Origin of the sequence: Mycobacterium sp. SMC-19 (assembly GCF_045310815.1) — a bacterium.
Taxonomy (GTDB): Bacteria; Actinomycetota; Actinomycetes; order Mycobacteriales; family Mycobacteriaceae; genus Mycobacterium.
Window position 1 is genome coordinate 98,933 of the sequence record NZ_JBJIAM010000005.1, and the last position, 23,473, is coordinate 122,405.

Genomic DNA, 23,473 nt, shown 5'->3' on the forward strand with positions numbered 1-23,473 from the left:
CTTAGCGCTAGGGTTTCGTTCTTCTGCGCTTGGGAGACCCGTTTGGTGTTGCGGCAGCCGGAGTTCGGCAATCGGTTCTGTAGGGTTCATAGTTAAGCAAATGCAAAAAATGTCGGAAGCTGCGACTGTTGTGGGCAATCCTGTCGACAGATGCAGTCTTACAAAGTCGATTCCCATCAGGAATCTTGTCGTACTTGCCTCCGGATATTCGTTTTAGTTCCCTTTCTGCGTCTATTCTGTCAGCCTTATCGGGATGGACTCGTCTGCTGAGGGCATTGTCGTAGTTGAATCGCGCGGGATGAGATTTCAGGCCTACTAAGTCCGAAATTAGCCAATTCTCAAACTTCCGGTCTTTGAGTACCACTCGGATATCGATGCACGCGGCCTTTTTGAATCGCTCTTCCAGCTTTGCCGCAATGTCTCCAGGGCAGTTCTGTTGCTGTTCTCTGTCAAGCAGTACAATAGCCATGTCTGCGATATTAGATGCGATCTTTAGAGCGGGGCGGCATGATGAAATTACCTGGGGGTGAGGAGCGTCGGGTGTAATATTAGCTCTAAGAATTCTCACAATTCTTGACCGTCTTGGCATCTTTTGTTGGAGCTGTGGGAAAAGCTGCGGGAGGGCCTTAAACTCGCTAGCTCCCTCCGTAATCAATGCTATTCTCATTCGTTGGGCTCCTCGGGAACGTACTCTTCAGGGAGATACTCATGAACCATGCCTGAGTCGAATATGTCGAAACTTCTGACCTCGCCAGACTTCCATAGGGTAACGATTTCGGGGTTCAGGTCTGTGGCTAGAGATAGATGGCTACTTCCGTCTCGACTCCACATAATGCGCAGGTTCTCGGGTGCTGTGTAATCGATTACTACCGGCGAGTGTGTGGTTAGCAGTATCTGTTTTTTGGATTGCCCTCGACACAGGTCTAGAAAATGTCGTAGTATCCAAGGGTGCAGGGCATTCTCTGGTTCCTCAACTACCAAGACGGGTGATCTTTCGTCAAATAATGCGACGAAAAGCGCTAAGGCCTGAACAGTGCCATCGGACATTTCATTTGCATTCCAGTTTCGGTCTGAATCAGAAAACTTGAAGCTCAGTGACAGTCGGCGGTCTTGAGTAAAAGTCGTTTCTATTACTTCAAGTTGCGGCAGGACAGCCCGCATTGCCGCCTCGATCTGAGTCCAAGGCTCAGGTCGGTTCTTGCGAAGGTAATCGACAACTGATGGAAGATTCTCCCCGTACCTACTTAGTAGAGCATTGGGAGTAGAGACTCCGGGCTGTCGACATTGTTGAGGCGAGAGCTGGAAAACCTTAGTCTGGCCTAGCTGGCGCGCGATAAGATCAAATACGTTGGTCGAAAAATCCAAACCTCGCACAAGGAGAGTGGTGTCGTCTATTCGCTCTCTCGTGTACTTGATAAAGTCATCATCCGATAGTGGATATAGAGCGGCAGAAAGGGGGCCGCGCCGTCCACCCTTCATGCGCTTAGAGCGGAAAAACTTTGGTGGGGATTCTCCCGTTCTTGTGGCTTTAAATATCAAGCCTGGTTCGTCGCGAAGTTCTAGGTACTCAAATTCAATTTTGAAGCTCGACGGGTCGCTATCGTCGCGTTGAATTACTGTAAAATCATAAGCCATGTTGATCACTGAGCTGAGTTCGCCCGCGCGGTCGACGATGTATGGACGTCGCCCGAATATCTCTGATAAATGGAATGTTGCAACGAACGTGCAGCCGATTGACTTTTGATTATCTCCGTTGGAATGGTGAGTTATGTTCTCGAATCCTCCAGCGCGAGCGATAGCGATTTCAAGCCCGTACTGTACAGCTTCAGAGAAAAAGCTCAGGGCTTCGACAAGATTGGTCTTCCCCGCACCATTAGGCCCAGTTACAACGGTGACTTGGTCAAGGTCAAGTGAAACGTCGCGCAGCGATTTGAAGCCTCGGAACTCGAACAGATGGAATCGCATTGCGGAAGCCTATCGGCTCGGGCGGCGAGAGATGCGGAGGTCGCCGTGTTGAGGCTGGTAAGGCTCAGGAGATGGCGTGTCTCATATCTAAGGAAATGAGACGCCTCCACGGGATGACTTGCCCTGAAAGAGATACCAGCTCGTAGTGTCTCATAAATCGGCTCAAAATAGATGTCGCATATTGACGGGTTATGAGACTTTTGCGACACTGGCTGCATGACATCAAGCAGCGTTCTTGTCGCCACCGGAGCCGTGCTGGGCTATGCCCGCGTCAGCACCGGACATCAATCACTCGACCAACAGGTCGATGCACTTGCCGCCGCAGGTGTCGACGGCGATCGCCTCTACTCGGATCGGTTGTCGGGCACGTCGACCCGCGAGCAGCGACCCGGACTGGCGGCACTTATGGACTACGCCCGCGAGGGTGACGCCATCGTGGTCGTTGGGATTGACCGCTTGGGCAGAAATGCCGCGGAGGTGATGACAACCATTCGCGAACTTGGCGAACGGGGTATCGTGCTGCGTTCTTTGCGTGAGGGCATCGACACGTCGAACGCGGCCGGTCGAATGGTTGCAGGTGTTCTGGCCAGTTTGGCCGAGCTTGAGTTGGAGTTGGGGCGGGAGCGGCGCGCAGCGGCGCGGGAAGCCCGCCGGGCACGAGGGCAGTCTATTGGTAGGCCAAAGGCGCTCGATGAGTCGCAAGCGGCTTTGGCGCAGCGGATGCATGTGAGCGGCGAGCCGGTCAACACCATTGCGACAACGCTAGGCGTCAGTCGTGCCACGGTTTATCGAGTGCTGGCAGATCCGGCGTCCTAGGGGTGCGGTCAGCTCGACGTGTATTAGGGCAGAGTCGCTCACCTGCATGGCCGGTCACGGTACGCTTCTGTGCGTGAGACTTTTGTCGCTGGACTATGACCCGGTATATGGCGAGGGGGACGAAACAAAACGCAGCTCCTTTGGTAGTGATATAAGTGTCTTCGATTTTGACGCCGTGATATGGGACCCTGCCGCATCATTCCGTAACTACAACCAATACGGTCGGTCATCTTTCCAAGGCTTGCCGAGCCTGAGCGACGACGAATCTGTTAGGTTTAGGGCAGATATCACTCGGAGGCATGCGGAGTTTAAGGAATTTCTCGAAGCTGGCAGAACTATTATTGCAATCGTTAGACCGCCTCAAGAGTACTATGCCGCTACCGGAGAAGCTGAGTATTCCGGAACTGGTCGGAATCGTCAGAGGATTAGAAGGCTCGCAAAGGTCGATCTATGGGATGCGCTGCCCGCTAACGGTTTTTCGCTTCAAGTTGCCAGCGGAAACAGGATAACAATCCAGGGGGATAGTGTAATTGCGTCGTTCCTCCGGAAGTACAAAAAACTCGTTAAGTACGACGCCGTCTTTTCGTGGCTCGATGGCACGCCTTTCGCTTCAGTTGCGGGCACGACCAGGGTTGTTGGTTCATTCTGTAGGCCGAAGGCTGGTGGACTGCTCGTGTTATCCCCGTCATTCAGTTTGGCTAGACCCCAACATGGCGACGAGGATGATGAGGACGACGATGACCGCTGGCTAGATGTATCCCCTGAGGTCCAAGAAGATCTCATGGAAGCGGTCGCTGCAATGACGTCAAAAGCGATCAGGTCGCGCCCGGTGTGGTCATTGAATTACGCGACGGCGGATCAGTCGTTGGTGCGCCAAGAGATTACGAGGCAAGAGTCCCGGATTGAAGCAGCTCGGGCAAAGCTTGCTAAGCTAGTTGAGCGACGCGAGAATGCGGATGCTAAGAACCAGTTATTTCTTGGGACAGGCGACGTTTTGGCGTCGGAGGTTGGAGTAACCCTTGAATTGCTAGGTGGTGAGGTGACACAGCCTGACCCGGATCGGGATGATTGGAAGGTTGCTTTCCCTGAGGGTAACGCTGTAGTAGAAGTAAAGGGTGTATCCAAGAGTGCGGCCGAAAAACACGCTGCGCAGCTCGAAAAGTGGGTCGCTGGCGAGTTCGAGGAGACGGGTATTGCCCCAAAGGGAATTTTGATCGTCAACACGTGGCGTGACATAGATCTAAGCGAGCGCGTGGAAATCGACTTTCCTGACCAGATGATTCCGTATTGCGAGAGTCGTGGGCATTGCTTGATCACGGGCCTTCAATTATTCGCGATACGCGTGGACGTAGAGACTAATCCCTCGCGGGCCGAGTACTGGCGCACTGCAATCATGGAGAACTCCGGCATCCTCCCGGGAGTGAACGACTGGCGGTCGTCACTCATTGCAACGGAAGACAGCGAGAGCGTCACTTGAGTACGGGGAGATCTGCTCTGTGGTCGCGCAACCGGCGGTAAGAGGGGTGGGGGGTGCCCCTACCCGATGGCTGGGCCGCGCCTCGAACGGCCAGCGCCGCCTCTCTCTCCGCGATCTGAGGGGAACGGCTATGTCCCTGATGGTCCGAAACCATCTCGGCTGGAAGGCGCCAAGTCCGCAAGTCCGCGCAGCTGCCAAGAGCAACGGTTCTGCGGTCTTCGGGGTCTGTTGGGTGTGACAACCGAAGACCGCGCGTCAGGTGGTCTAGCTCTTTGACGCGCGGTCTTGCGGTCATACGAACTATTCTCCGGTGCTCGTCAGCTCGGTAATCCAAACCGCTCCGTCTCGGCGGCTTCTCGCCCCGATCCGCTTCTTTGATCGGTCGAGTTGATCTTCGCTGAATCCGTACATGCTCACCAAGTCCGAAAGTTCCTTGGACGCCATAGGTCCGCTCTCTAGAGCTTGCCGGACGATGTCGTCGATCTCGTCATTCTTGGTGCGTGCCGGCTGTTGTTGACCTCTGTGCTGGGTTGCCACGATTTGGCTGACGGTGCGATCGTCAGGGCCGATGTAGTTCAACAGGGGGACGACGCCATCGGTATCGGCGGTCGCTTTGAACTTCTCGACAGATGACTTTTCGAATCGCTGCGCAACGGCCTTCGATGCAAGGTTTGACTTGTCGGGGCCCACAACGAGTGCCGAAGTCTCCGGATCTTCAATGGCGTACAGAGCAGATCTCGCAATCTGCCGTAACGCGCCCGACAAGCCGTACGTGTCGCGCGATGATCCAGTATCGAGGCGGTTCGTGTGCGTCACTAGCAGGACGGCCGCTCCGGTGTCAGCCGCGTAGTCCTTCCACGGCTTGACTGCACTCCTGCATTGCTGAGGGTCCTTGACGTTCAACCCGCCTGGCACCGTATCGATCCAAGCGTCGAGGACTACAAGTCCAGGCTTGAGATCACGAGCTTTGAGCACATCGATATCTCTCGTTGTGCCTGGGCCGGTGCCGTCGTCCTCGGCGGAAAGCACATACAGTCGAGACAAGTCCGCGCCTGCAACTTCCAACCGAGGACGAATTGTGTCCGCCCACCCGTCCTCTGTGGCGATCAAAACTACATCAGCCGGCTCATCTGTGATGGTGAACGGCCCCCAGGGTTGCCCGGTCGTGATAGCCGCCATCGCCCGAATCGTCCATAGCGACTTGCCGATTCCCTCCGCGCCGACGAGGAGGTTGGGCTTCCCTTTGGCGAGGTAGCCGGGGCTGAGTGCCCACCTGACCGGCTGCGAGGCTGCCATGTCCAACGCCCGATGTAGCTGCATCTCAGTCATTCGCGACGCTCGCAATCCGGCGTCGGCCCAGGGGGTTCAACTGTGTCTCAAGAACATCCGGCGCAGGACCGGCCTCGAACCGTGACTCGATCCAGGACTCGACGTCAGCCCGCCTGTACCTGACGTGCTTGCCAATCTTCGCTGAACGGGGGCCTTTGCCCATCTGCTTCCACCACCTAACGGTGCTGGCGCTCACGCCGAGGATTGACGCGACTTCTTCAACTCCAATGAGTTCCATTGTTGAGTTGTTTCTCGGTGTATCTCAGGTGCGCCCTGCCTCGGGCGCATCCGACACGGCCCGCCTCCCTGGACGGTCACCGCTACCTGCCGTGCCAGGTGGAAGTATAGGGAACCGGGCTGGCAAGAGCAGCCGGGACCGCGGCGCGTCGCTGAGATTATTCGAACAGATATTCGATCTGAACTGGTTGACGTAGGTCAACAAAACTTCCGTCAACATCCGTAAACGCCCATGGCCAACCATGTTGACTCGATAGCTGTTTGTGCAGCTCAAGCGCATTATATGCGGTTTCGATTCCCGGCAGCTCCACAACTGAAGAAGCGGGACGGGCCAGGACGAAATAGTCCTGGCCCGTCCCGCTTCAGCTCGACCTCAACCGAGGCACCTGGCTCTCGCTTCCTCCCTCACGGTGGCGATTGCGCCGGAGGATCATCCGCTCGGACTTATCCTGTTCGCGTCCCGCCCTGTGGCGAGGCCTCGATCGCGATGTAGCCCAGAGCTCCAGATCTCCCTGGGCTCACGCGAAATCGAGCGGCCATCTACCGCGTTGAAAAGCTCGGCGCACAAGGAAGTAGGGGCAGCGTTGGCCGAGGCGATGCGCAGATGACGGACGGCATAACCGAAGGACGAGGACGCCTCCTCGGAAAGTCGGCTGTGATCACCGGGGCAGCGTTTGGCATCGGCCGGGCCACCGCCGTGCTCTTCGCACGTGAAGGTGCGCGTCTGGTCGTGACCGATATTCAAGGCGAGCCGCTGCTGGCGCTCGCCGAGGAGATGCGGCAAGCCGGGGCGGAGGTTGAGGCAGTCGTCGGCGACGTCTCGGTCCAGAATGACGCGCAGCGAATGATCGGCGCGGCGGTCGACCGATTCGGACGGCTCGATGTGCTGGTCGCCAACGCCGGCATCATCCCGCTCGGAGATGCGCAAGAGGTGACCGCCACCGACTGGGACAACGTGATGGCCATCGATGGCCGCGGCATGTTCCTCACGTGCAAATTCGCAATCGAGGCAATGCTGCCAACCGGCGGCGGCGCGATCGTGTGCCTCTCGTCGATCTCGGGCCTGGCCGGGCAGAAGCGGCAGGCGGCCTACGGGCCCGCGAAGTTCATCGCCAGCGGTTTGACCAAGCACTTAGCGGTCGAGTGGGCCGATCGGGGAATCAGAGTCAACGCCGTTGCCCCCGGGACGATTCGCACCGAGCGGGTCCAGCGGTTCCCGGAGGAGCCGGGTGGCTCAGCGTATTTGGCGGCGGTCGAACGCATGCACCCGATGGGCCGCATTGGCGAACCGGCCGAAGTTGCCAGCGCCATCGTCTTTCTCGCCTCCGACGATGCCTCCTTCATCACCGGCGCCGTGTTGCCCGTCGACGGGGGGTATCTCGCGCAATAGCACCCTCGCCGCTGCGTTGCCCTGGATGGTGGAGTCCTAATGCGGGGTCAGCCCCGCCACGTAGTAGCAGGGCCAGACCTTCTCCCCGGGAAGCCCCGGCCTGGGCATGGCGCCGGGCGCGAACCATTCGGGGCCGGTGCTGTACATCCAGCAGTTCTTGTCCGCCAGGTCGCCCTTTTTGGAGGCGTCGTTGTTGGTGGGGTTATTGGGCGGGTTGTTCGGCGGGTTGTTGTTCGGCGGGTTGTTGTCGGGGGCATCCGGGCGCGGCGGCGAGAACCCCTTTTGCTGCTGTTCGTCCTGCTGTTCCTGGTTCTCGGCCGGCTCCTGCTGGGTTGAGGGCTCCGGGTCGGCCCAGGACATCGGTGCACAGGCGAGGACGATGCCCGCGGCGGCCCCGGCCGAGACGGCTTTGGCAGCGGTGACGCCGAAGCGCCCAGCCCTTCGGCGAGAACGCGTCCCTACCCAATCAGTCATCGGCCTCTCCAGTCCCTGCATGACCATCCGCTGATTTCGGACAGTAGGCGACTTCGCACCGATCGGATACAGGGATTTCCCTGTACTCCGGGCGCCTCGGGCAAAGTTCCCGCGATGGTTGACCTTGACAAATTCGCAGGCAGCAACTGACGATCAGGTACGGCGAGGTCACAGCCTTTCCGCAGGGTCTAGATCGGGAGCGCAACATGACCGCAGTGCAATCCAGGGCCGAGTCGATGATCACCGTGCACAACCCCGCTACCGGGGCCGTGTCGGGCACCGTGCCGATCGACGACCCCCAGACGGTGGCTGCCAAGGCCGCCCAACTCATTGCAGCCCAACCGGAATGGGAGGCGCTCGGGCCGACGGGCCGCAAGCGCTGGCTGTTGGCGTGGCAGGACTGGATTCTGGACCACGCCGATCACATCACCGAGGTGTTGATCTCCGAGACCGGAAAGTCGTACGTCGACGCCAGCCTGGAGGCCGTCGCCACCGCGGACGCCATCGGCTACTGGGCCAATCAGGCCAAGGAGTTTCTCGCCGACCGGCATCCCAAGGCGCACAGCCCGATCTATCGGGTGAAGCGGTTCACCACCGCCTATCGTCCCTACCCGCTGGTCGGGGTCATCACGCCGTGGAACTTCCCGTTCGCGATGCCCGGCCTTGACGTGCCGCCGGCCTTGGCGGCCGGCGCGGCCGTGCTGCTCAAGCCCTCCGAAGTGACGCCGCTGTCGGCGGTCGAGTTTGTGCGCGGCTGGGCCGAGATCGGTGCCCCGCCAGTGCTCGACCTGACCACCGGCTACGGCGACACCGGCCAGGCGCTGATCGAGCAAGCCGACTTCCTGCAGTTCACCGGGTCGACGGCCACCGGGCGCAAGGTCGCGGTGGCCTGCGCGCAGCGGCTGATTCCCTACGGTCTGGAGCTCGGTGGAAAGGACCCGGCGATCGTGTTGGCCGACGCCGACCTCGACCGCGCCGCCAACGGCATTGCGTGGGGCGGAATGTTCAACTCCGGACAGGTATGTGTGTCGGTGGAGCGCGTGTACGTCGAAGCCCCGGTCTATGACGAGTTCGTCGCGAAGCTGGCTGCCCGGGTGGGTGAGGTGCAGCAGGGCCAGGACGGTGACACCGGTGCCATGGCCACCGAAGCGCAACGCGACATCGTGGCGCGCCATGTCGAGGAGGCGACGGCCGCCGGGGCGCGGGTGGTCACCGGCGGCAAGGCAACCGGCGTGGGGACGTACTTCGCTCCGACCGTGATCGCCGACGTCGACTCGTCCATGACATGCATGACCGAAGAGACCTTCGGACCGACCCTGCCGGTGATCAAGGTCGCCGACGAGAACGAGGCCATCCGGCTGGCCAACGACTCGCCGTACGGGTTGTCGGCCACGGTGTGGACCGGCGATAAGCGCCGCGGCGAGCGGCTGGCCCGTCGGCTGGAAGTGGGCGCGGTGAATGTCAACGATGCCTTGGTCAATGTCTTCTGTCCGGGGTTGCCGATGGGCGGCTGGAAGGAATCCGGGATCGGCTATCGTGCCGGCGGAGCGTCTGGAATTATCAAATACTGTCGGCAGCAGGCGATTACGAGTCCGCGGCTACCCACTCAGAAGTCCGAATTGCTGTGGTATCCGGCGTCGAAGCGCCAGATGGCGATGGCGCTGGGGGCTATGCGCGCCTTCTCGGCGCGGGGCCGGCGCCGGTTCGGTTCACGGCCAAGCAATTAAGAGGGCGACCACTCGTCCGAGTCGTGATCCCAGGTCTCGGGCAACAGCGGTACCACCGGGCCGCCGCCGAAAGCGTTGCCGCGTAACCGGGCCAGTCCTGTCGCCCCCGCGTCGCTGCGCTGCGCTGTCCCGGTGAATCCCAGTGCTCCGGCGCCGGAATCCGAGCCGTCGGATCTGGTCGTTTCGACGGGTGATCCGGTGACGTCGGCATCCAGAGTCATGGTGGCGTCGGCGTATTCCTTCATCTGGGCGCGACGCCGACGCCGGGAGCGCAGCGGTGCACGCGCCGACGGGGCGCGAGCCGAGACCGCCGCGCAGGCGCCCGCGGCCGGCGCTGGGGACCGGTCGCGGTCGGTCAAGGTGGGGCCGAAGCCTTCGGCGTGGCCGCCGGTCACCAGATAGGCCAGCGATTCGGCGCCGCTTACCGGTAGCGCCGGCCCGGTGGTCGTTGCGCCGGCCGGGCCCGAGGATGTCCCCGCCGAACCGGCGATAGCGCTCGCGACACCGACGGCAACGGCGACCGGCTCGTGAGCCGGTCGGGCCGCGATCGGGTGCCGTACCGCGACGGGCGGTGGCGCGGGCTGTTCGATGACCGGCTCCGGTGGTGGCACCTGCATCGATGCGATGAAGTCGTTGATGGCGTTGATCAGCAGCGGCAGCACGATCGGGATCCGAACCGGAATCGTCACGATGAACAGGAACGTCGACCAGAACACGATGTTCCAGAAGATGAACCAGAACCAGCGGTTGGCCTCCTCGACCGGATCCGTCGGCTCGTCGTCGCCACCGGTTCCGGTGTCTGCGGCCAGGATCGGCGGCGGCGAGTCCGTGCCGGGTAGCGACGTCACGGCAGCGCCGGCCATGCCCTCGTAGGTCGCCATGGCGGTGGCGGCCTGCACCCACATGCGGGCGTAGTCGGCCTCATTGATAGCGATCGGGATGGTGTTGATGCCAAAGAAATTCGTGGCGGTCAAGACGCCGTGGACGGTGTGGTTGAGCGCCAGCTCCGCCAGGGTGGGCATGGCGGCCAGGGCGGTGGTGTAGGCGGCCGCGACGACTTCGTGCTGGGTTCCGGCGTGGGCGCTCTCGATGCTGGCGCGGATCAGCCACTGCAGGTACGGCGCGTGCGCCGCGGTGTAGCTCTCCGCGCTGGGGCCCTGCCAGACGGCTGACCCGACGGCGCTCAGCACGCTGATCAGTTCGGTGGCCGCGTCCGCGTATTCGGTGCTCAGCGTGGACCAGCCGCCGGCGGCAGCCAGCAGGGCACCGGCACCGGGCCCGGCGCTCAGCAGCGCGGAATGCACCTCTGGGGGAGATGCGATCCAACCACCGTTCACGCCGGCCACCAATTTCTACGAGCGGAACTGTAAATATCGACAAGATAGCATTGCCTAAGCTAACTTCGAACTCGTCGATGGTGGTGGGACGACGGCTGACATGCGCCGCGGGCCGGCGATAGCCTGGGGTATGAGTCCCACAACCACCTTCCGAGTCGCCCGTGTCTACGACGAACCCGGTGCGCAGGACGGTGAACGAATCCTCGTGGACCGGGTGTGGCCGCGGGGCTTCCGCAAGGACGACCCCCGGGTGGGGCATTGGTACAAGGACGCGGCGCCGTCGAGTGAACTGCGCCGTTGGTACAACCACCAACCGGAGCGGTTCGACGAGTTCGTCGCCCGCTACGAAGACGAACTGCAGACCGCGAAGGGGGCCGCGGGGTTCGCCGGCTTGCGCGCGCTGGCTCGCGGCAAGAAGACCGTCACCCTGGTGACGGCGAGCCGGGACGTGGACGGAAGTCAGGCGGCGGTGTTGGCCAAGCTGCTGGCCCGGCAGTGACTAGCCGCGGCCCGCGGTGGTGATCGCCATTCCGATCGGAATGCTCACCACCAACGCCGCCAGAAAAAACCGGTAGGCGAACAGCGCCCAGCCCCGACGTGTTTTGCGCCGAACCCGGTAGAGCAGCCAGACCAGCACGGCGAACAGCAGCGCAGAACCCGCGTAGAACACCGCGACATGGTCGGTGACCACGCCCAGCACGATGGCGGCGCCGGAGACGTTGAACGCCGCGGCGCCCAGCGTTGCCTCGCGCGGTGACGGCGCCGTGGTCGGCAGCAGCGCTTGGCCGGCCCCGATCGCCAGTTGGCCGGCGCCGAGCACGAGCACCAGGTAGGCCACCGCCCAGACCCCGTGACGGGTGGGCGCGGGGGCCGCGATGGCGGCGGCTATCACGCCACCGACCACGATCGCGGTGGCGCCGGCTACGGCGAACGGTTTGAACGCGGTCCACTGTTCCCACAGCTGCAGCAGCACCGGCCGCGGCGACGAGTGATCGGGGCCCGCATCGACAGCGTGGTTCATGGTCAAGCCTCCCGATTCAGAGATTACCGAGGCTGTCTAAAGTTATCGGGTGACCTACGACTCCCCGGCCGCTAAACCGCGGCTGCAGCGGGAGATCTGGGTACTGCTCGTCGCGAACGTTTTGATCGCGCTCGGCTACGGGTTGGTGTCGCCGGTGCTGCCGGTCTACGCGCGCCATTTCGGGGTGAGCATCTCCGCGACGACGTTCCTCATCACCGCGTTCGCGCTGACGCGATTGCTCTTCGCGCCGGTGAGCGGACTGCTGGTTCAACGGCTGGGCGAGCGCTGGGTCTACGTGGCCGGCCTGTTGATCGTCTCGGTGTCCACCACGGCCTGCGCCTTCGTGCAGACCTACGGGCAGCTGCTGTTTTTCCGTGCTCTCGGCGGCATTGGATCGACGATGTTCTTCATCGCCGCGGTGGGCCTGATGATCCGGATCAGCCCGGAGGATGCTCGCGGCCGCGTCGCCGGGCTGTTCGCCACGGCGTTCCTGCTGGGCACCGTGGGTGGACCGATATTGGGAAGCCTGACAGCAGGTTTCGGCCTCAGCGCGCCGTTCTTGTTCTACGGTTCGGTGCTGATCGTGACGGCCACCGGCGTCTTCGTCAGCTTGCGCCACTCGCATTTGGCCGAGGCGGCCGAGTCGACCGGGCCCACCGTGTCGGTGCGGACGGCGCTGGGGAATCGTGCCTACCGCTCGGCGCTGCTGTCGAACTTCGCCACGGGCTGGTCGGTCTTCGGTCTGCGGGTTGCGTTGGTGCCGTTGTTCGTCACCGAAGTCCTGGGCCGCGGGCCCTCCTTCGCCGGCTTGACGCTGGCGATGGTCGGGATCGGCAATGTCTGCGCGGTCCTGCCCAGCGGCCAGCTCTCGGACCGGATCGGCCGCAAGGGGCTGCTGATCGCCGGCCTGGCGGCATCGGGCGTCACCACGGTCTTGCTGGGCGCGAGCGCCTCGCTGGCGGTGTTTCTGGTGGTGGCGTACCTGACCGGGGTGGCTTCGGGGATCTACGGGTCGCCGCAGCAGGCCGTCATCTCCGACCTGGTCGGCAACCAGGCCCGGGCCGGCACCGCGGTGGCGACGTACCAGATGATGGCCGACTTCGGATCGATCGTGGGTTCGATCGCCGTCGGCCAGATCGCCGAGCGGCTGTCCTTCGAGTGGGGTTTTGCGATCAGTGGTGGGGTGTTGCTGGTGGCAGCGCTCACGTGGGTGTGGGCGCCGGAGACCAGGGCGAGCAACCCGATCGGCGGGCTGGCCGATGAGACGTGGCTAGGCTCGGTTGATGGTGACACTGGACCGGCTGGTCAACGTGGTGGGCAGCTACGGGGTTCGGCTGAGGTTCTGCTCCATTCCGAGGACGACGCGGCTGAGCAGTGTCGTGATGCACGAGGTGACCGGTGAGCGCGTCGTCGTCGGCGACGTTCTGCTGGCGGTCGGCGCCCGCTCGGTAAAAGAGGCGGTGCGCTGGGCGGTGGCCGCCAAGGCCGTCGCCGTGCTGGTCCGCGACGTCGAGGACAAGACCTCCTTCGTGGGGGAGGGCGAGTCGCTGGCCGTGCTGGTGGTGGACGCGGCGGTGTCCTGGAGCGAGCTGGCCGCGGTGGTCTACGGGTTGGTGCTCGAAGGCCGGGAGACCGAATCGGGTCGCGGGCCAACGGATCTGTTCGCCGTGGCCGACAGCCTGGCCGAGGCGGTGGCCGGTGCGGTCACCATCGAGGATCAGCTGGGCAGGGTGCTGGCCTACTCGCGTGGCCAGCGGTACGCCGACCCGGCGCGTTCGGCGACGATCCTGAACCGGCAGGAGTCCGAGCCGCTTCGGGAGCTGTTCGAAAAGCGCGGCGTTATAGCGCATTTGGACCTCCACGACGAACCGTTGTACGTCGGTGCCGATCCCGAGCACGGCTTGACCGGCCGGATGGTGGTGGCGGTGCGCGCCGGCCGAGAGCTGCTGGGTGCGGTATGGGTGGCCTGCCCGGACCCATTGAGCGGTGAGCGGCTGACCGCCCTCGCTGATGGTGCTCGTACGGTGGCATTGCACGTGCTGCGGTCACGGGCGAGTGCGGACTTGGAGCGCCAAGTCGAATCCGACTGGGTGACCCGGCTTTTGGATGAGCGAACGGAGCCGGCCGACGCGGTCGCCCTCGTCGCCAGGCTGGGGCTGCCGCAAGCCCCGCTGCGGGTGATCGCCGTGCACACCCGGATCGCCACGCAACCGCATGCCGGGCTGCTGTTGGCTTTCGAGGCCGTCACCACCGGGTTCGGCTGGTCGCGTCCCGGCCGCAGCGCACTGGCTGCCAACACCGTCTACACCCTGCTGCCGGCTGAAGATGCCGCCGCCGCCCGGCAGTGGGTGAGCGGCCTGGCCGCCGTCTTGCCGCCGCACGCCAGCGTGCTGGCCGGGATCAGTGCGGTTGCCACGGTCGCCGAGCTGGCCGCCGCGCGCCGGGAGGCCGAAGAATGTCTCGCGCTGCACGAGGCCGGGCCACCCGGCGGCGTAGCGCCGGCTTACGACGAGTCCTGGGACAAGATCGTGCTGCGCCGCCTGCACACCGCGGCACGAGCCGGACGGGTGCCGACCCGTGGGCCGGTCGCAGAGCTGCGTCATCACGACGCGGCCCACAACACGCCGTATGTGGCCACGCTGCGGGCCTGGCTCGACGCCCAGGGTGATCTGGCACGGGCCGCCGAGCAGCTGGGCGTGCACGAGAACACGGTCCGCTACCGGCTGCGCAAGATGGCCGAGGTCACGCCACTGGGGCTGGAGGATCCGCGCACTCGATTCGCGGCGATGATCGAGCTCGCGGCGGGTGACATGTCGGAACTCGACAAACCCTGACGCTGCTGTTGTGCGATTCGGTTAAACCGGGCGTCTGAGCGCAGTCGCATCATGGAGAGATGGGTGCGGCCAACCGAATCGACGGCGCGCCACGATCGGTGATCGTGGTGGGCGCCGGCGTCGTCGGGTTGTCCACCGCCTGGTTTCTGCAGGAGCGCGGTGTCGAAGTCACCGTGGTCGACCGGGTCGGAGTCGCGGCCGGTTCCTCGTGGGGCAATGCCGGCTGGATCTCCCCGGCACTGGCGATTCCGCTCAACGAGCCGGCCAACCTCCGCTTCGGGCTGCGGTCCCTGCTGAGCCGGACCGCGCCGCTGCAGGTACCGCTCAACGCCGGCCCGGCATTGTGGACTTTCTTGGCCCGCTTCGCCGCGAACAGCCGTCCCGCAGCCTGGCGGCGCGCGGTGCGGGCCAACGCGCCCCTGAGCGCGGAATGCATTGAGGCTTATGACGTTCTGCTCGCCAACGGGGTAGACGCCCCGGTCACCGATGCTCCGATCACCGCGATTTTCCGGACCTCCGCCGACGCGGAGCGATTGCTCGACGAGCTGCGCCGGTTCTCCGAGGCCGGCCAGCCGGTGTTCGGTACCGAACTGACCGGCGCGGCGCTGGCTGAGCGGGTGCCGCTGGCATCCGCGGCGGTTGCCGCCGGGGTGCAGATCGACGGTCAGCGCTTCCTTGACCCAGGCCGGTTCGTGACCGCGCTGGGGCGCACGGTGGTACAGCGCGGTGCCGTTCTGCACATTCTCGATGTCGCCGATGTGTCGCCCCACGGTGACGGCGTGGCCGTGACCAGCAGCGACGGCGCGACTTTGACGGCGGATGCGGCGGTGATCGCCAGCGGTGCCTGGTTGTCGCGGCTGGCGGCGCGCTGGATCCGTGTGCCGGTGCGGGCCGGGCGCGGCTACTCCTTCTCCGTGCCGGTGGATGGGCCGGTCACGGGGCCGATCTACCTGCCCGATGCCCGGGTGGCCTGCACGCCGTTGAACGCCCGCCTTCGGGTCGCCGGCACCATGGAGTTCGGCGACCCCGACGCCCCGATCGTCCCGGCCCGCGTTGAAGCGATCGTCGCCGCCACCCGCCCCCTGCTCGACGGCGTGCGCTGGGAGGAGCGCACCGACGTGTGGGTGGGCCCACGCCCGGTCAGCCCCGACGGACGGCCCCTGGTGGGGGAGGTGTGCCCGCGCACCGTCTACGTCGCCGGTGGGCACGGCATGTGGGGCATGACGCATGGCCCCGTGACAGGCCGATTGTTGGCCGAGCAGATCACCACCGGCAAGCAATCCGCCGTGCTGCGTGACCTCGATCCCTTGCGCTGACCCGTCTGGGTCGGTGAGTTTCGAATCAAAATGCTGTTGTAAAGGAGAACTGTCGATGACTGATACGCACGGTGTCTGGATGACCCAGCAGGCCAAGGACCGGCTGCTGGCGGAGTTGGCGGAACTGTCTGCGCCGCAAGCTGCTTCGGGCAACGAAGACATAGATGAACAACAAGCTCGTCAGGCCCGGATCCACCAGATCCACGACCTGTTGGCGGTCGCGGTTGTCGGACAGGATCCGCCGGACGACGGGGTCGCCGAGCCCGGCATGGTGCTCACCGTGCGCTACAGCGACGGGGACACCGAGACCTTCCTGCTCGGGGTGCGCGACGACGACCAGGGCGGGTTGGAGGTCTACTCGCCGCAGTCGCCGCTGGGCATGGCGATCACCGGAGCACGGCCGGGGGAGGAGCGCACTTACCAGGTGCCCAGTGGGGCCAACGTGACGGTGACGCTGCTCGACGCGGTGCCCTACGGGCTGCATCAGACCCAGCATCCGGCCTGAACACAGGCCGACTGAGGAGCTGTTTTGAACCTTGGTGTGGCTGTGGTGTAGCTTCGATGAGCACGACAACGCGGGGCTATGGCGCAGCTGGTAGCGCACCACACTGGCAGTGTGGGGGTCAGGGGTTCGAGTCCCCTTAGCTCCACTCATTTCGATGGGTATTCCGTTCACTCTGCGCTGATCGCGCGGAATTGTGATCAGATCGTTTGGTAAACGCAGTGTCACGGCTGACGAGTCGCATCGTTACGCTAACGAGTCAATTGGCCGGCCCGGTGACTTACAAGCCTGTGATACGGTTCCTTTGCAATCGAAAGATTGCGTGTCCGGGGGGGCTGGATACTAATCATCGGAGTGTACGTGAAGAGCCTCGGGAGACTCGGTAAAGCGATATTCGCCGGTATCGGCATATCTGCGAGCGGGTTGTTTTTCAGCGGCCAGGCTGGTGCTGTTCCCGTCGCGCCCCTGCCCCTCGGGGGGCCGGTGTGCGCGGGTGGTGTGGTCGCTCAAACATCCGGTGACGGTGGGGCGCCTGCCGGCGTGGTCGGAGCGGCCGGCGCGGTGCCGTGCGCAGCAGATCTGACCACTCTTGCTGGGCCTGTCCCGATGGGGCTACCGGGTCCGGTGCCTCCTATTCCGATCGCCCCGATTCCGGTGGTGCCCGGACTGCCGCCGCCCGTGCCGCTGGTGGCGCCGGGGCCGGCCGGGGCCGCCGCCGCCAGTCCTATCGCGGGATTGATGACAGACGCCATCAGCGCCCCTATCGGCTTGGCCGGCGGTACTAAATAGCACGTGGCAGAAAAGGCCCGCGAACATTACGTTCGCGGGCTTTTTCTATTGCGGCATTTTTTTCGAATATCGCTGACGAGAATTTATTTGTAGAACCGTTATTCCGGCGCGACAGTTCTGTTACGAACAACTGTTATCGCAATTTGGGTGAACCGTGCGGTCAAGCTTTCACCAGGCGTCGCGGAGTGCCGGCACAGTAACTGGCGACGTCTTCGACGATATCGCGGTAAAACATGTTCATGCAGTTCTTGGTCACGTAGCCCAGGTGCGGGGTCAGCACGGTGTTGCCCAGCGTGGTGAGCGGGTGTCCGGCCGGCAGCGGCTCCTGGTCGTAGACGTCGAGCCCGGCGCCGCGGATCCGGCCGGTGCGCAGCGCGTCGATCAGCGCGGCCTCATCGATCAGCCCACCGCGCGAGGTGTTGACCAGGATCGCGCTGGGTTTCATCGCGGTCAGCTCATCGCGACCGACGAGTCCCCGCGTCGCCGCGGAGAGCACCATGTGGATCGACACGACATCGGCGGTCTCGAACAGGCTGTGCCGGTCCCGCAGCTGCGCCCCAGCCTCGGCGGCGCGCTCGGCGGTCAGATGCGGGCTCCACGCCGTCACTCGCATTCCGTAGGCGTGTCCGACTGCGCCGACCAGTCGGCCGATCCGGCCCAGCCCCACCAGCCCGAGCGTCGCGCCGGCGAGATCGGCGCCGACGGTCTGTTGCCATCGGCCGGCGCGCAGTGCCGCGTCTTCGACGATCAGATGGCGTTGCAGGGCGTGGATCAACGCCCAGGTGAGTTCGACCGTCGGCGCGATGGTGCCGCCGGTCCCACACACGGTGATCCCGAGTCGGTGCGCGGCGGCCACGTCGATGGCGGCGTTGAACGGTCCGGTGGTGACCAGCAATTTCAGCGACGGCAGCCGGGACAGCAGTTCGGCGCCGATCGGCGTGCGTTCGCGCATCGCGACCACCACCTCGCAATCGGCCAGCCGGGCCACCAGTTCGTCGCCGGGGGCGAGATGTTCGCGGATCGCGAGCAGATGTACCGGCCGCGGTATGGGCGTCCAGTCCACCGTCTCGGCGATGCCCTGGTAATCGTCGAGCACCGCGATACGCAGCGGCGCCGCGGTGGCGGCCATCTTCAGAACGCATCCGGGTCGTGCTGGACCGCCTCGGGAACCGGATGCTGATAGAGGCGAGAGGCATTCTCCCAGGTGAACTTTCGTATCACGTCGGAAGGCAGGTTACCGATCTCCTGGTGAATCACCTGCTGGGTGTTCGGCCATGTCGAATCGCAGTGCGGGTAGTCGGCTTCCAGCATGATGTGGTCGGTGCCGATGCGCTCGTGCTGACAGAACGACGACTGATCTTCGACCGCGCAGAACCAGAAGTTGCGTTGCAGCACCTCGGCAGGGGAGAGCGTCTCGCCGAGCGACTTCCAGGTTCCGTACATCTCGTGATAGCTCAGCATGTGGTCGAGGCGGTCCAACAGGCCTGCGACCCAGCCGATACCGCCCTCGGACAGGCAGATCTTCAACTCCGGGAAGCGGCTGGGCAACCCCGAGTACAGCCAGTCGACGGCGGCGGAGATGGCATAGGCGAAGAACAACACGCCGGCGACGTCCGGCGGGGCATCATCGGTGGTCGACGGTGAGGTGCCCGACGAACCGATGTGCAGATTGACCACGGTGCCCGTGTCGGCGCAGGCGGCGATCATCGGGTCCCAATGCCCGGAGTGGATGGTCGGCAGTCCCAGCATGGCCGGATTCTCACTGAAGGTGACGGCGCGGAATCCTCTTTCGGCGTTCTCGTAGATCATGGCCGCTCCGACTTCGGGATCCAGCAGCCAGGGCAGCTGACATCCGATGATGCGGTCGGGGTAGGAGCCGGCCCATACCTCGTGGTGCCAGTCGTTCCACGCTCGCACCGAGGCCAGCGCCAGCTCACGGTCGCCGGTCGTCAGCTGCAGGCGCTGGCCGGCGAACCCGGGCAGGAAGGAGGGGAAGTTCAGCGAAGCGTACACGCCGTTGATGTCCATGTCCTTGATGCGCGCATGGATATCCCAGGCGCCGCGGCGCATCTCGTCGAAGCGGGCCGGCTCGAAGCCGTACTCCGACACCGGACGCCCGACCACCGCGTTGAACCCGACGTTGGGCAGCGATTGGCCGTCGTACATCCAGGTCTGGCCGCCGGTTTCGGTCTCGACGACCCGCGGCGCCCGGTCGGCCAGTTTGCACGGCACTCGTCCACAGAAGGTATCCGGGGGTTCGACGATGTGGTCGTCTACCGAGATCACCGTGTAGCGGCGTTGCGCGCGTGGCGGTTCCGGCAGGAAGGTCACGGTGCGCTCTGCTCCGGCCTTGGCGGTGGTGAAGCTCAGGTCTGAGCTGAGCTCGTCGATTGATTTCACCTGCGAACCTCAGTCTTCGGGCGTGGAGGATCAGTCGAGCACATGCCGGTCGGCCTTGATGGTCATGCGGGCCGCGCCGGCCCAGTACACGTCTGCGGCACGTTCGATCAGCGACGCCTGCATCCCGGCCATGTCGGATCGCTTCATCGGCGTGGGCTTCCGGCCGGTCAGCATGACGTGGTAAGCCAGCTTGCACACTCGCTCGATGGTCGCCGACCGATAAACCGCCTCGGCCAGCGTGCTCCCGGTGGCGATCACCCCGTGCGACGCCAGGATCGTCAGGTTCGCATCACCGATGCGGCCGGCCAGATCCCGGGCCCGCGAAGCGGTGTCCACCTCGCCGTCGTAGGTGTCGACGAAGCACAGGTCGTCGAGGAAGAGCGAGCCGGTCTGGTGGACGAGTTCGGGCAGCGTCTGCAGCGACGCCAGCAGGCTGACGTAGTAGGGATGGTTGTGGATCACCACGCGCGCGTCCGGGCGGGCGCGGTGCAACTCGGTGTGGATATGAATGGCGGGGGTGACATCCCAGCGGCCCGCGACGACGCGGGCGTCTTCGTCGACGGTGCAGATGTCGGAGGCAGTGAGTTCGGCCCACCACAGTCCCCACGGATTGACCAGCATCTCGGTCTGGCCGAGGGGCTGCCAAGTGATGTGACCGGCCATGTTCTCGGCGAAACCGATTCCGGCGAGATGGCGAAACGCGATGGCCAGCGCCTGGGGGTTGCTCAGCTCGACGCCGATCGGCGGGACCACCGACGGCGACCAGACCGCTGAGCCACCGGGACGGGCGCACTGGACGTCGACGGACTCCGTCATGAACAAATCATATGGAAATAAGGGGCGCCGTCAACGCTGTCGACCCTTTCGTCAGTGCTGGGCGTCCGCAGCATTGAAGACGCCACGGGGACGGACCATGGCGGGGTCGACGATCCCGGAGCGGCCGGGGTAGTGCTGGGCATGCAACAGGTGCGCCGCGGCAAGGTCCCGGGCCCGCTGGGCGTCGCCGACATCGATGGCATCGATCACCTGACGGTGGTCCTCCAAGACGGCGCGCCGCTCGGGAACGGGCACCGTCGAGTGGTCGGTGACCTGACTTGACCAGCTTTGCTCGTGAGCGGACCACAGGGCTTCGAGTGCACCGGCCATCACAAGCATGGTGGCGTTGCCGCAGTGCGTGACGAGCGCTTCATGGTAGCGGCGACTGGCGGAGGTGGCCTTCTGCAAGTCGTCGACCGCGGCCACTGATTCCTCGTGCAACCGGCGCAGAATGGGCACCACTGTGCTCTTTCGGTCCGGCCGCTGCGCGCACAGTGCCGCGCAGGCCGGTTCGACCTGCAGCAGCGCGGTCCCGACGTCGGCGAGGCTCACCTGTTGTGAGCCCAGTACCAGACCCATGGTGTAGGCGACGTTTGCTGGCGTGGGTCGATGTATCACCGCGCCGCCCCGCTTCCCGCGGCGCACGGTGAGCAGTCCCTCGGCCTCGAGGATGCGCATGGCCTCGCGCAATGACGGCTTGCTGATGGCGAACTCGACCAGGAGTTCGTCCTCTTTGGGGAGCACATGATCGTCGGTCAGCTCGCCGGCGAGAATGCGCCGACGGAGCTCGTCGGCGACCTGTTCAGCGAGCCGCCGAAAGCGGATGGTGGGTGCTGCCACGAGTCGAGTGTGCCAGATCAGGCCGTACGGATCCGGTTCGTCGAATCGCTCACTTCCAAATGATTCGTGGCATACGATCGCGCTGCGAGAAGGGGACCATGGCGTGCAGCATTGGACTGTCGGCGACGTTGACATCCACGCGGTCCTGCAGGCGGTCATCCCGATCCCGCCCGCCCGGCTTTTCGCGGGAGCACCCCAGCGTTGTACGGACGATTCGCTGCCGGAGTACTCCGACGCGGCGGGAAACATCTTGATGGCGATCCAGTCCTACCTGATCGCGTCCGAGTCGTCGCGGGTGCTGGTCGACACCTGCTTCGCCGAGAGCTTCCTACGGACCCGTAACCTGCCGGATCGCTTCGAGGAGTCGTTGGCGGCCACCGGATTCGGGCCCGACGACATCACGGCGGTGGTGTGCACGCATCTGCACCGCGACCACGCCGGTCGCAACGCCGTGGAGCGCGCGGGGCAGTGGGTGCCGACGTTTCCCCACGCCGACTATCTGGTGACCGAGGCTGAGCACGCGCATTGGTGCGGGTTCACCGGTGAGGACCGGGTGGCGCCCGAATGTGTCGACCCGTTGGCCCAGCACGGCAAGCTCCGGTTGGTCGCGCCGGATCATCAGCTGACCGAGACCATCCGGCTGGTCCCTACCGCCGGTCACACCCCTGGTCACGTGTCGGTACGCATCGAGTCCGCCGGCGCCGTGGCCTACATCAGCGGCGACGTCGTGCACCATCCGGTCCAGATCGGCGACCCCGAGATCAGTGCCCTGCCCGACGCCGACCCGCGCGCTGCTCGCGCCAGCCGGCTGGACTTGCTGCGCCGGATCGCCGATGAGCGGGCACTACTGCTCGGATCACATTTCGCCGCCCCGTCGGGCGGCTACATCAACAGCGCCGGTGCAGGCCTGGCGTGGCAACCGCTGGTAGAGCGAGAGGGAGCACGATGACCGACACACAGCACCTGCTGCCGGAGGGGTTCGACTTCACCGACCCCGCACTCATCGCCGAGCGGATCCCGCACGAGGAGTTCGCCCTCCTGCGCAAGACCGAACCGATCTGGTGGAACGCCCAGCCCTTCGGCGCCTCCGGCTACCCTGACGAGGGCTACTGGGTCGTCACCAAGCACGCCGACGTCCGGGCGGTGTCTCTGCAGGACGAGGTGTTCTCCTCACACGAGAACACCTCACTGATCCGGACGAATACCACGAACAATCAAGAGCTCCACGACGCCAGTCGCGACAACATCATGCTCTTTCTCGACGGACCCAAGCACGCCAAGCTGCGCCGGATCGTGTCACGGGGATTCACGCCCCGAGTAGTTGCCGGTATGCGGGATTCGCTCGACCGCCAAGCCCGCGAGATCGTCACGGCCGCCGCTGAGCACAACACCGGCGACTTCGTCACCGAGGTGGCCTCGCAGCTGCCGTTGGCCACCATCTGCGAGCTGATCGGTGTCCCGGCGGATGAGCGCCAGCAGGTCTTCGACTGGAGCAATCGGCTGGTGGGCGGCGGCAACGGCGAGCCGGATGCCGGAGCCGACGGGCTCCAGGCCTCCGCCGAACTGCTGGGCTACGCCTATCAAATGGCCGAAGACCGCAAGGCGCACCCGCGCGATGACATCGCGACGGCCCTGGTGACCGCGACCATCGACGGCGAAGAGCTGACCGCACTGGAATTCGGTTATTACGTGATGATGCTGATGGTGGCCGGCAACGAGACCACTCGCAACGCCACCTCGCAGGGGATGCTGGCGTTCTTCGACCACCCCGACCAATGGCGGCTGTTCGTCGCCGAACGCCCCACCACCATGGCCGAGGAAGTGGTCCGCTGGGCGACGCCGGTCATCTCTTTCCAGCGCACGGCGTTACGCGATGTCGAGCTCGGCGGAGTGCAGATCCGCAAGGGCCAGCGGGTCGGCATGTTCTACGGCTCGGCCAACTACGACGACGAGGTGTTCGAGGACCCCTTCACGTTCAACATCCTGCGAAGCCCCAACCCCCACCTGGGTTTCGGGGCTCCCGGAGCGCACTACTGCATCGGTGCGAACCTCGCCCGCATGCAGATCAACCTGATCTTCGGCGCGCTGGCAGACATCATTCCCGACATCCACCAGCTGGATCGCCCATCGCGGTCCGTGCTGCCCTGGATCAACGGGATCGACGCTATGCCCGTGGAATTCGGCAGCGCGTCGGCGTCCTAGC

23 protein-coding genes and 1 tRNA gene are annotated in these 23,473 nt (G+C 64.2%); 13 read left to right on the forward strand and 11 right to left on the reverse strand.

Annotated elements, in window-relative coordinates:
• Window positions 1-7: 7 nt before the first annotated feature.
• Window positions 8-667, reverse strand: a complete 660-nt coding sequence (locus ACJH5R_RS12680; RefSeq protein WP_406782065.1) for a DUF4276 family protein — start codon at window positions 665-667, stop codon at window positions 8-10.
• Window positions 664-1,965 carry an AAA family ATPase gene (locus ACJH5R_RS12685; protein ID WP_406782066.1) on the reverse strand — a complete coding sequence of 434 codons (1,302 nt, stop codon included), beginning with the start codon at window positions 1,963-1,965 and terminating at the stop codon, window positions 664-666. Before ACJH5R_RS12685 ends, ACJH5R_RS12680 begins: the two co-directional genes overlap by 4 nt.
• A gap of 216 nt (window positions 1,966-2,181) precedes the next feature.
• On the opposite strand from ACJH5R_RS12685, the gene ACJH5R_RS12690 reads away from it, so the two are divergent.
• Entirely contained in the window at window positions 2,182-2,781 is a 600-nt protein-coding gene (locus ACJH5R_RS12690; protein ID WP_406782067.1) for a recombinase family protein, read from the forward strand.
• Between the two features lie 73 nt (window positions 2,782-2,854).
• Complete coding sequence (locus tag ACJH5R_RS12695) at window positions 2,855-4,258, forward strand: hypothetical protein (RefSeq protein WP_406782068.1); 1,404 nt, start codon at window positions 2,855-2,857, stop codon at window positions 4,256-4,258.
• Between the two features lie 300 nt (window positions 4,259-4,558).
• Here ACJH5R_RS12695 and ACJH5R_RS12700 read toward each other — a convergent pair whose 3' ends face one another.
• Together ACJH5R_RS12700 and ACJH5R_RS12705 are read right to left on the reverse strand one after the other, a co-directional pair.
• A complete protein-coding gene (locus tag ACJH5R_RS12700; protein ID WP_406782069.1) occupies window positions 4,559-5,587 on the reverse strand; it encodes an AAA family ATPase in 1,029 nt (342 codons plus the stop codon).
• The gene (locus ACJH5R_RS12705) at window positions 5,580-5,825 is read right to left on the reverse strand and encodes a helix-turn-helix transcriptional regulator (protein ID WP_406782070.1); all 246 of its coding nucleotides are present in this window, start codon (window positions 5,823-5,825) and stop codon (window positions 5,580-5,582) included. The genes ACJH5R_RS12700 and ACJH5R_RS12705 overlap by 8 nt, the downstream gene beginning before the upstream one ends.
• Before the next feature lie 615 nt (window positions 5,826-6,440).
• On the opposite strand from ACJH5R_RS12705, the gene ACJH5R_RS12710 reads away from it, so the two are divergent.
• Window positions 6,441-7,214 carry an SDR family NAD(P)-dependent oxidoreductase gene (locus tag ACJH5R_RS12710; RefSeq protein ID WP_406782206.1) on the forward strand — a complete coding sequence of 258 codons (774 nt, stop codon included), beginning with the start codon at window positions 6,441-6,443 and terminating at the stop codon, window positions 7,212-7,214.
• 36 nt (window positions 7,215-7,250) lie between these two features.
• Here the strand turns inward: ACJH5R_RS12710 and ACJH5R_RS12715 are convergent, their stop codons facing one another.
• On the reverse strand, window positions 7,251-7,688 hold the full coding sequence (locus ACJH5R_RS12715) for a hypothetical protein (RefSeq protein ID WP_406757530.1): 438 nt from the start codon (window positions 7,686-7,688) through the stop codon (window positions 7,251-7,253).
• Between the two features lie 206 nt (window positions 7,689-7,894).
• Between ACJH5R_RS12715 and ACJH5R_RS12720 the strand changes: the two genes are divergently transcribed.
• Window positions 7,895-9,415, forward strand: a complete 1,521-nt coding sequence (locus tag ACJH5R_RS12720) for an aldehyde dehydrogenase family protein (protein WP_406782071.1) — start codon at window positions 7,895-7,897, stop codon at window positions 9,413-9,415.
• Here ACJH5R_RS12720 and ACJH5R_RS12725 read toward each other — a convergent pair.
• Window positions 9,412-10,752 carry a PPE family protein gene (locus ACJH5R_RS12725; RefSeq protein ID WP_406782072.1) on the reverse strand — a complete coding sequence of 447 codons (1,341 nt, stop codon included), beginning with the start codon at window positions 10,750-10,752 and terminating at the stop codon, window positions 9,412-9,414. The two genes, ACJH5R_RS12720 and ACJH5R_RS12725, sit on opposite strands and share 4 nt — an antisense overlap.
• Before the next feature lie 130 nt (window positions 10,753-10,882).
• Between ACJH5R_RS12725 and ACJH5R_RS12730 the strand changes: the two genes are divergently transcribed.
• Window positions 10,883-11,251, forward strand: coding sequence for a DUF488 domain-containing protein (locus ACJH5R_RS12730; protein ID WP_406782073.1), 369 nt, complete (start codon window positions 10,883-10,885; stop codon window positions 11,249-11,251).
• On the opposite strand, the gene ACJH5R_RS12735 is transcribed toward ACJH5R_RS12730, so the two are convergent.
• Window positions 11,252-11,773: a hypothetical protein gene (locus ACJH5R_RS12735; RefSeq protein ID WP_406782074.1), complete on the reverse strand. Its 522-nt coding sequence runs from the start codon at window positions 11,771-11,773 to the stop codon at window positions 11,252-11,254. It abuts the gene before it with no gap.
• Window positions 11,774-11,822: 49 nt separating this feature from the next.
• On the opposite strand from ACJH5R_RS12735, the gene ACJH5R_RS12740 reads away from it, so the two are divergent.
• The 6 genes from ACJH5R_RS12740 (at window position 11,823) to ACJH5R_RS12765 (ending at window position 17,214) form a co-directional block, all read left to right on the forward strand.
• Entirely contained in the window at window positions 11,823-13,175 is a 1,353-nt protein-coding gene (locus tag ACJH5R_RS12740; protein ID WP_406782075.1) for an MFS transporter, read from the forward strand.
• Entirely contained in the window at window positions 13,057-14,607 is a 1,551-nt protein-coding gene (locus ACJH5R_RS12745; protein ID WP_406757524.1) for a PucR family transcriptional regulator, read from the forward strand. Before ACJH5R_RS12740 ends, ACJH5R_RS12745 begins: the two co-directional genes overlap by 119 nt.
• 59 nt (window positions 14,608-14,666) lie before the next feature.
• A complete protein-coding gene (locus ACJH5R_RS12750) occupies window positions 14,667-15,923 on the forward strand; it encodes an NAD(P)/FAD-dependent oxidoreductase (protein ID WP_406782076.1) in 1,257 nt (418 codons plus the stop codon).
• 55 nt (window positions 15,924-15,978) lie between these two features.
• Window positions 15,979-16,428, forward strand: coding sequence for a GreA/GreB family elongation factor (locus ACJH5R_RS12755; RefSeq protein WP_406757522.1), 450 nt, complete (start codon window positions 15,979-15,981; stop codon window positions 16,426-16,428).
• A gap of 72 nt (window positions 16,429-16,500) precedes the next feature.
• Window positions 16,501-16,573 (forward strand) — tRNA-Ala (locus ACJH5R_RS12760).
• A gap of 350 nt (window positions 16,574-16,923) precedes the next feature.
• Entirely contained in the window at window positions 16,924-17,214 is a 291-nt protein-coding gene (locus ACJH5R_RS12765; protein WP_406757521.1) for a hypothetical protein, read from the forward strand.
• Between the two features lie 160 nt (window positions 17,215-17,374).
• Here ACJH5R_RS12765 and ACJH5R_RS12770 read toward each other — a convergent pair whose 3' ends face one another.
• The 4 genes from ACJH5R_RS12770 to ACJH5R_RS12785 are packed head-to-tail and all read right to left on the reverse strand — an operon-like array spanning window position 17,375 to window position 21,270.
• Window positions 17,375-18,343: a D-2-hydroxyacid dehydrogenase family protein gene (locus ACJH5R_RS12770; RefSeq protein WP_406782077.1), complete on the reverse strand. Its 969-nt coding sequence runs from the start codon at window positions 18,341-18,343 to the stop codon at window positions 17,375-17,377.
• A gap of 2 nt (window positions 18,344-18,345) precedes the next feature.
• Window positions 18,346-19,614, reverse strand: coding sequence for an amidohydrolase family protein (locus tag ACJH5R_RS12775; RefSeq protein ID WP_406782078.1), 1,269 nt, complete (start codon window positions 19,612-19,614; stop codon window positions 18,346-18,348).
• Window positions 19,615-19,644: 30 nt separating this feature from the next.
• Window positions 19,645-20,430: a class II aldolase/adducin family protein gene (locus ACJH5R_RS12780; protein WP_406782079.1), complete on the reverse strand. Its 786-nt coding sequence runs from the start codon at window positions 20,428-20,430 to the stop codon at window positions 19,645-19,647.
• 51 nt (window positions 20,431-20,481) lie between these two features.
• Window positions 20,482-21,270 (reverse strand): FadR/GntR family transcriptional regulator, encoded by a 789-nt coding sequence (locus tag ACJH5R_RS12785; RefSeq protein ID WP_406782080.1) that lies wholly within the window; start codon window positions 21,268-21,270, stop codon window positions 20,482-20,484.
• 103 nt (window positions 21,271-21,373) lie between these two features.
• On the opposite strand from ACJH5R_RS12785, the gene ACJH5R_RS12790 reads away from it, so the two are divergent.
• Window positions 21,374-22,219, forward strand: a complete 846-nt coding sequence (locus ACJH5R_RS12790; RefSeq protein ID WP_406782081.1) for an MBL fold metallo-hydrolase — start codon at window positions 21,374-21,376, stop codon at window positions 22,217-22,219.
• Entirely contained in the window at window positions 22,216-23,472 is a 1,257-nt protein-coding gene (locus ACJH5R_RS12795; protein WP_406757515.1) for a cytochrome P450, read from the forward strand. The genes ACJH5R_RS12790 and ACJH5R_RS12795 overlap by 4 nt, the downstream gene beginning before the upstream one ends.
• Window position 23,473: the final 1 nt, after the last annotated feature.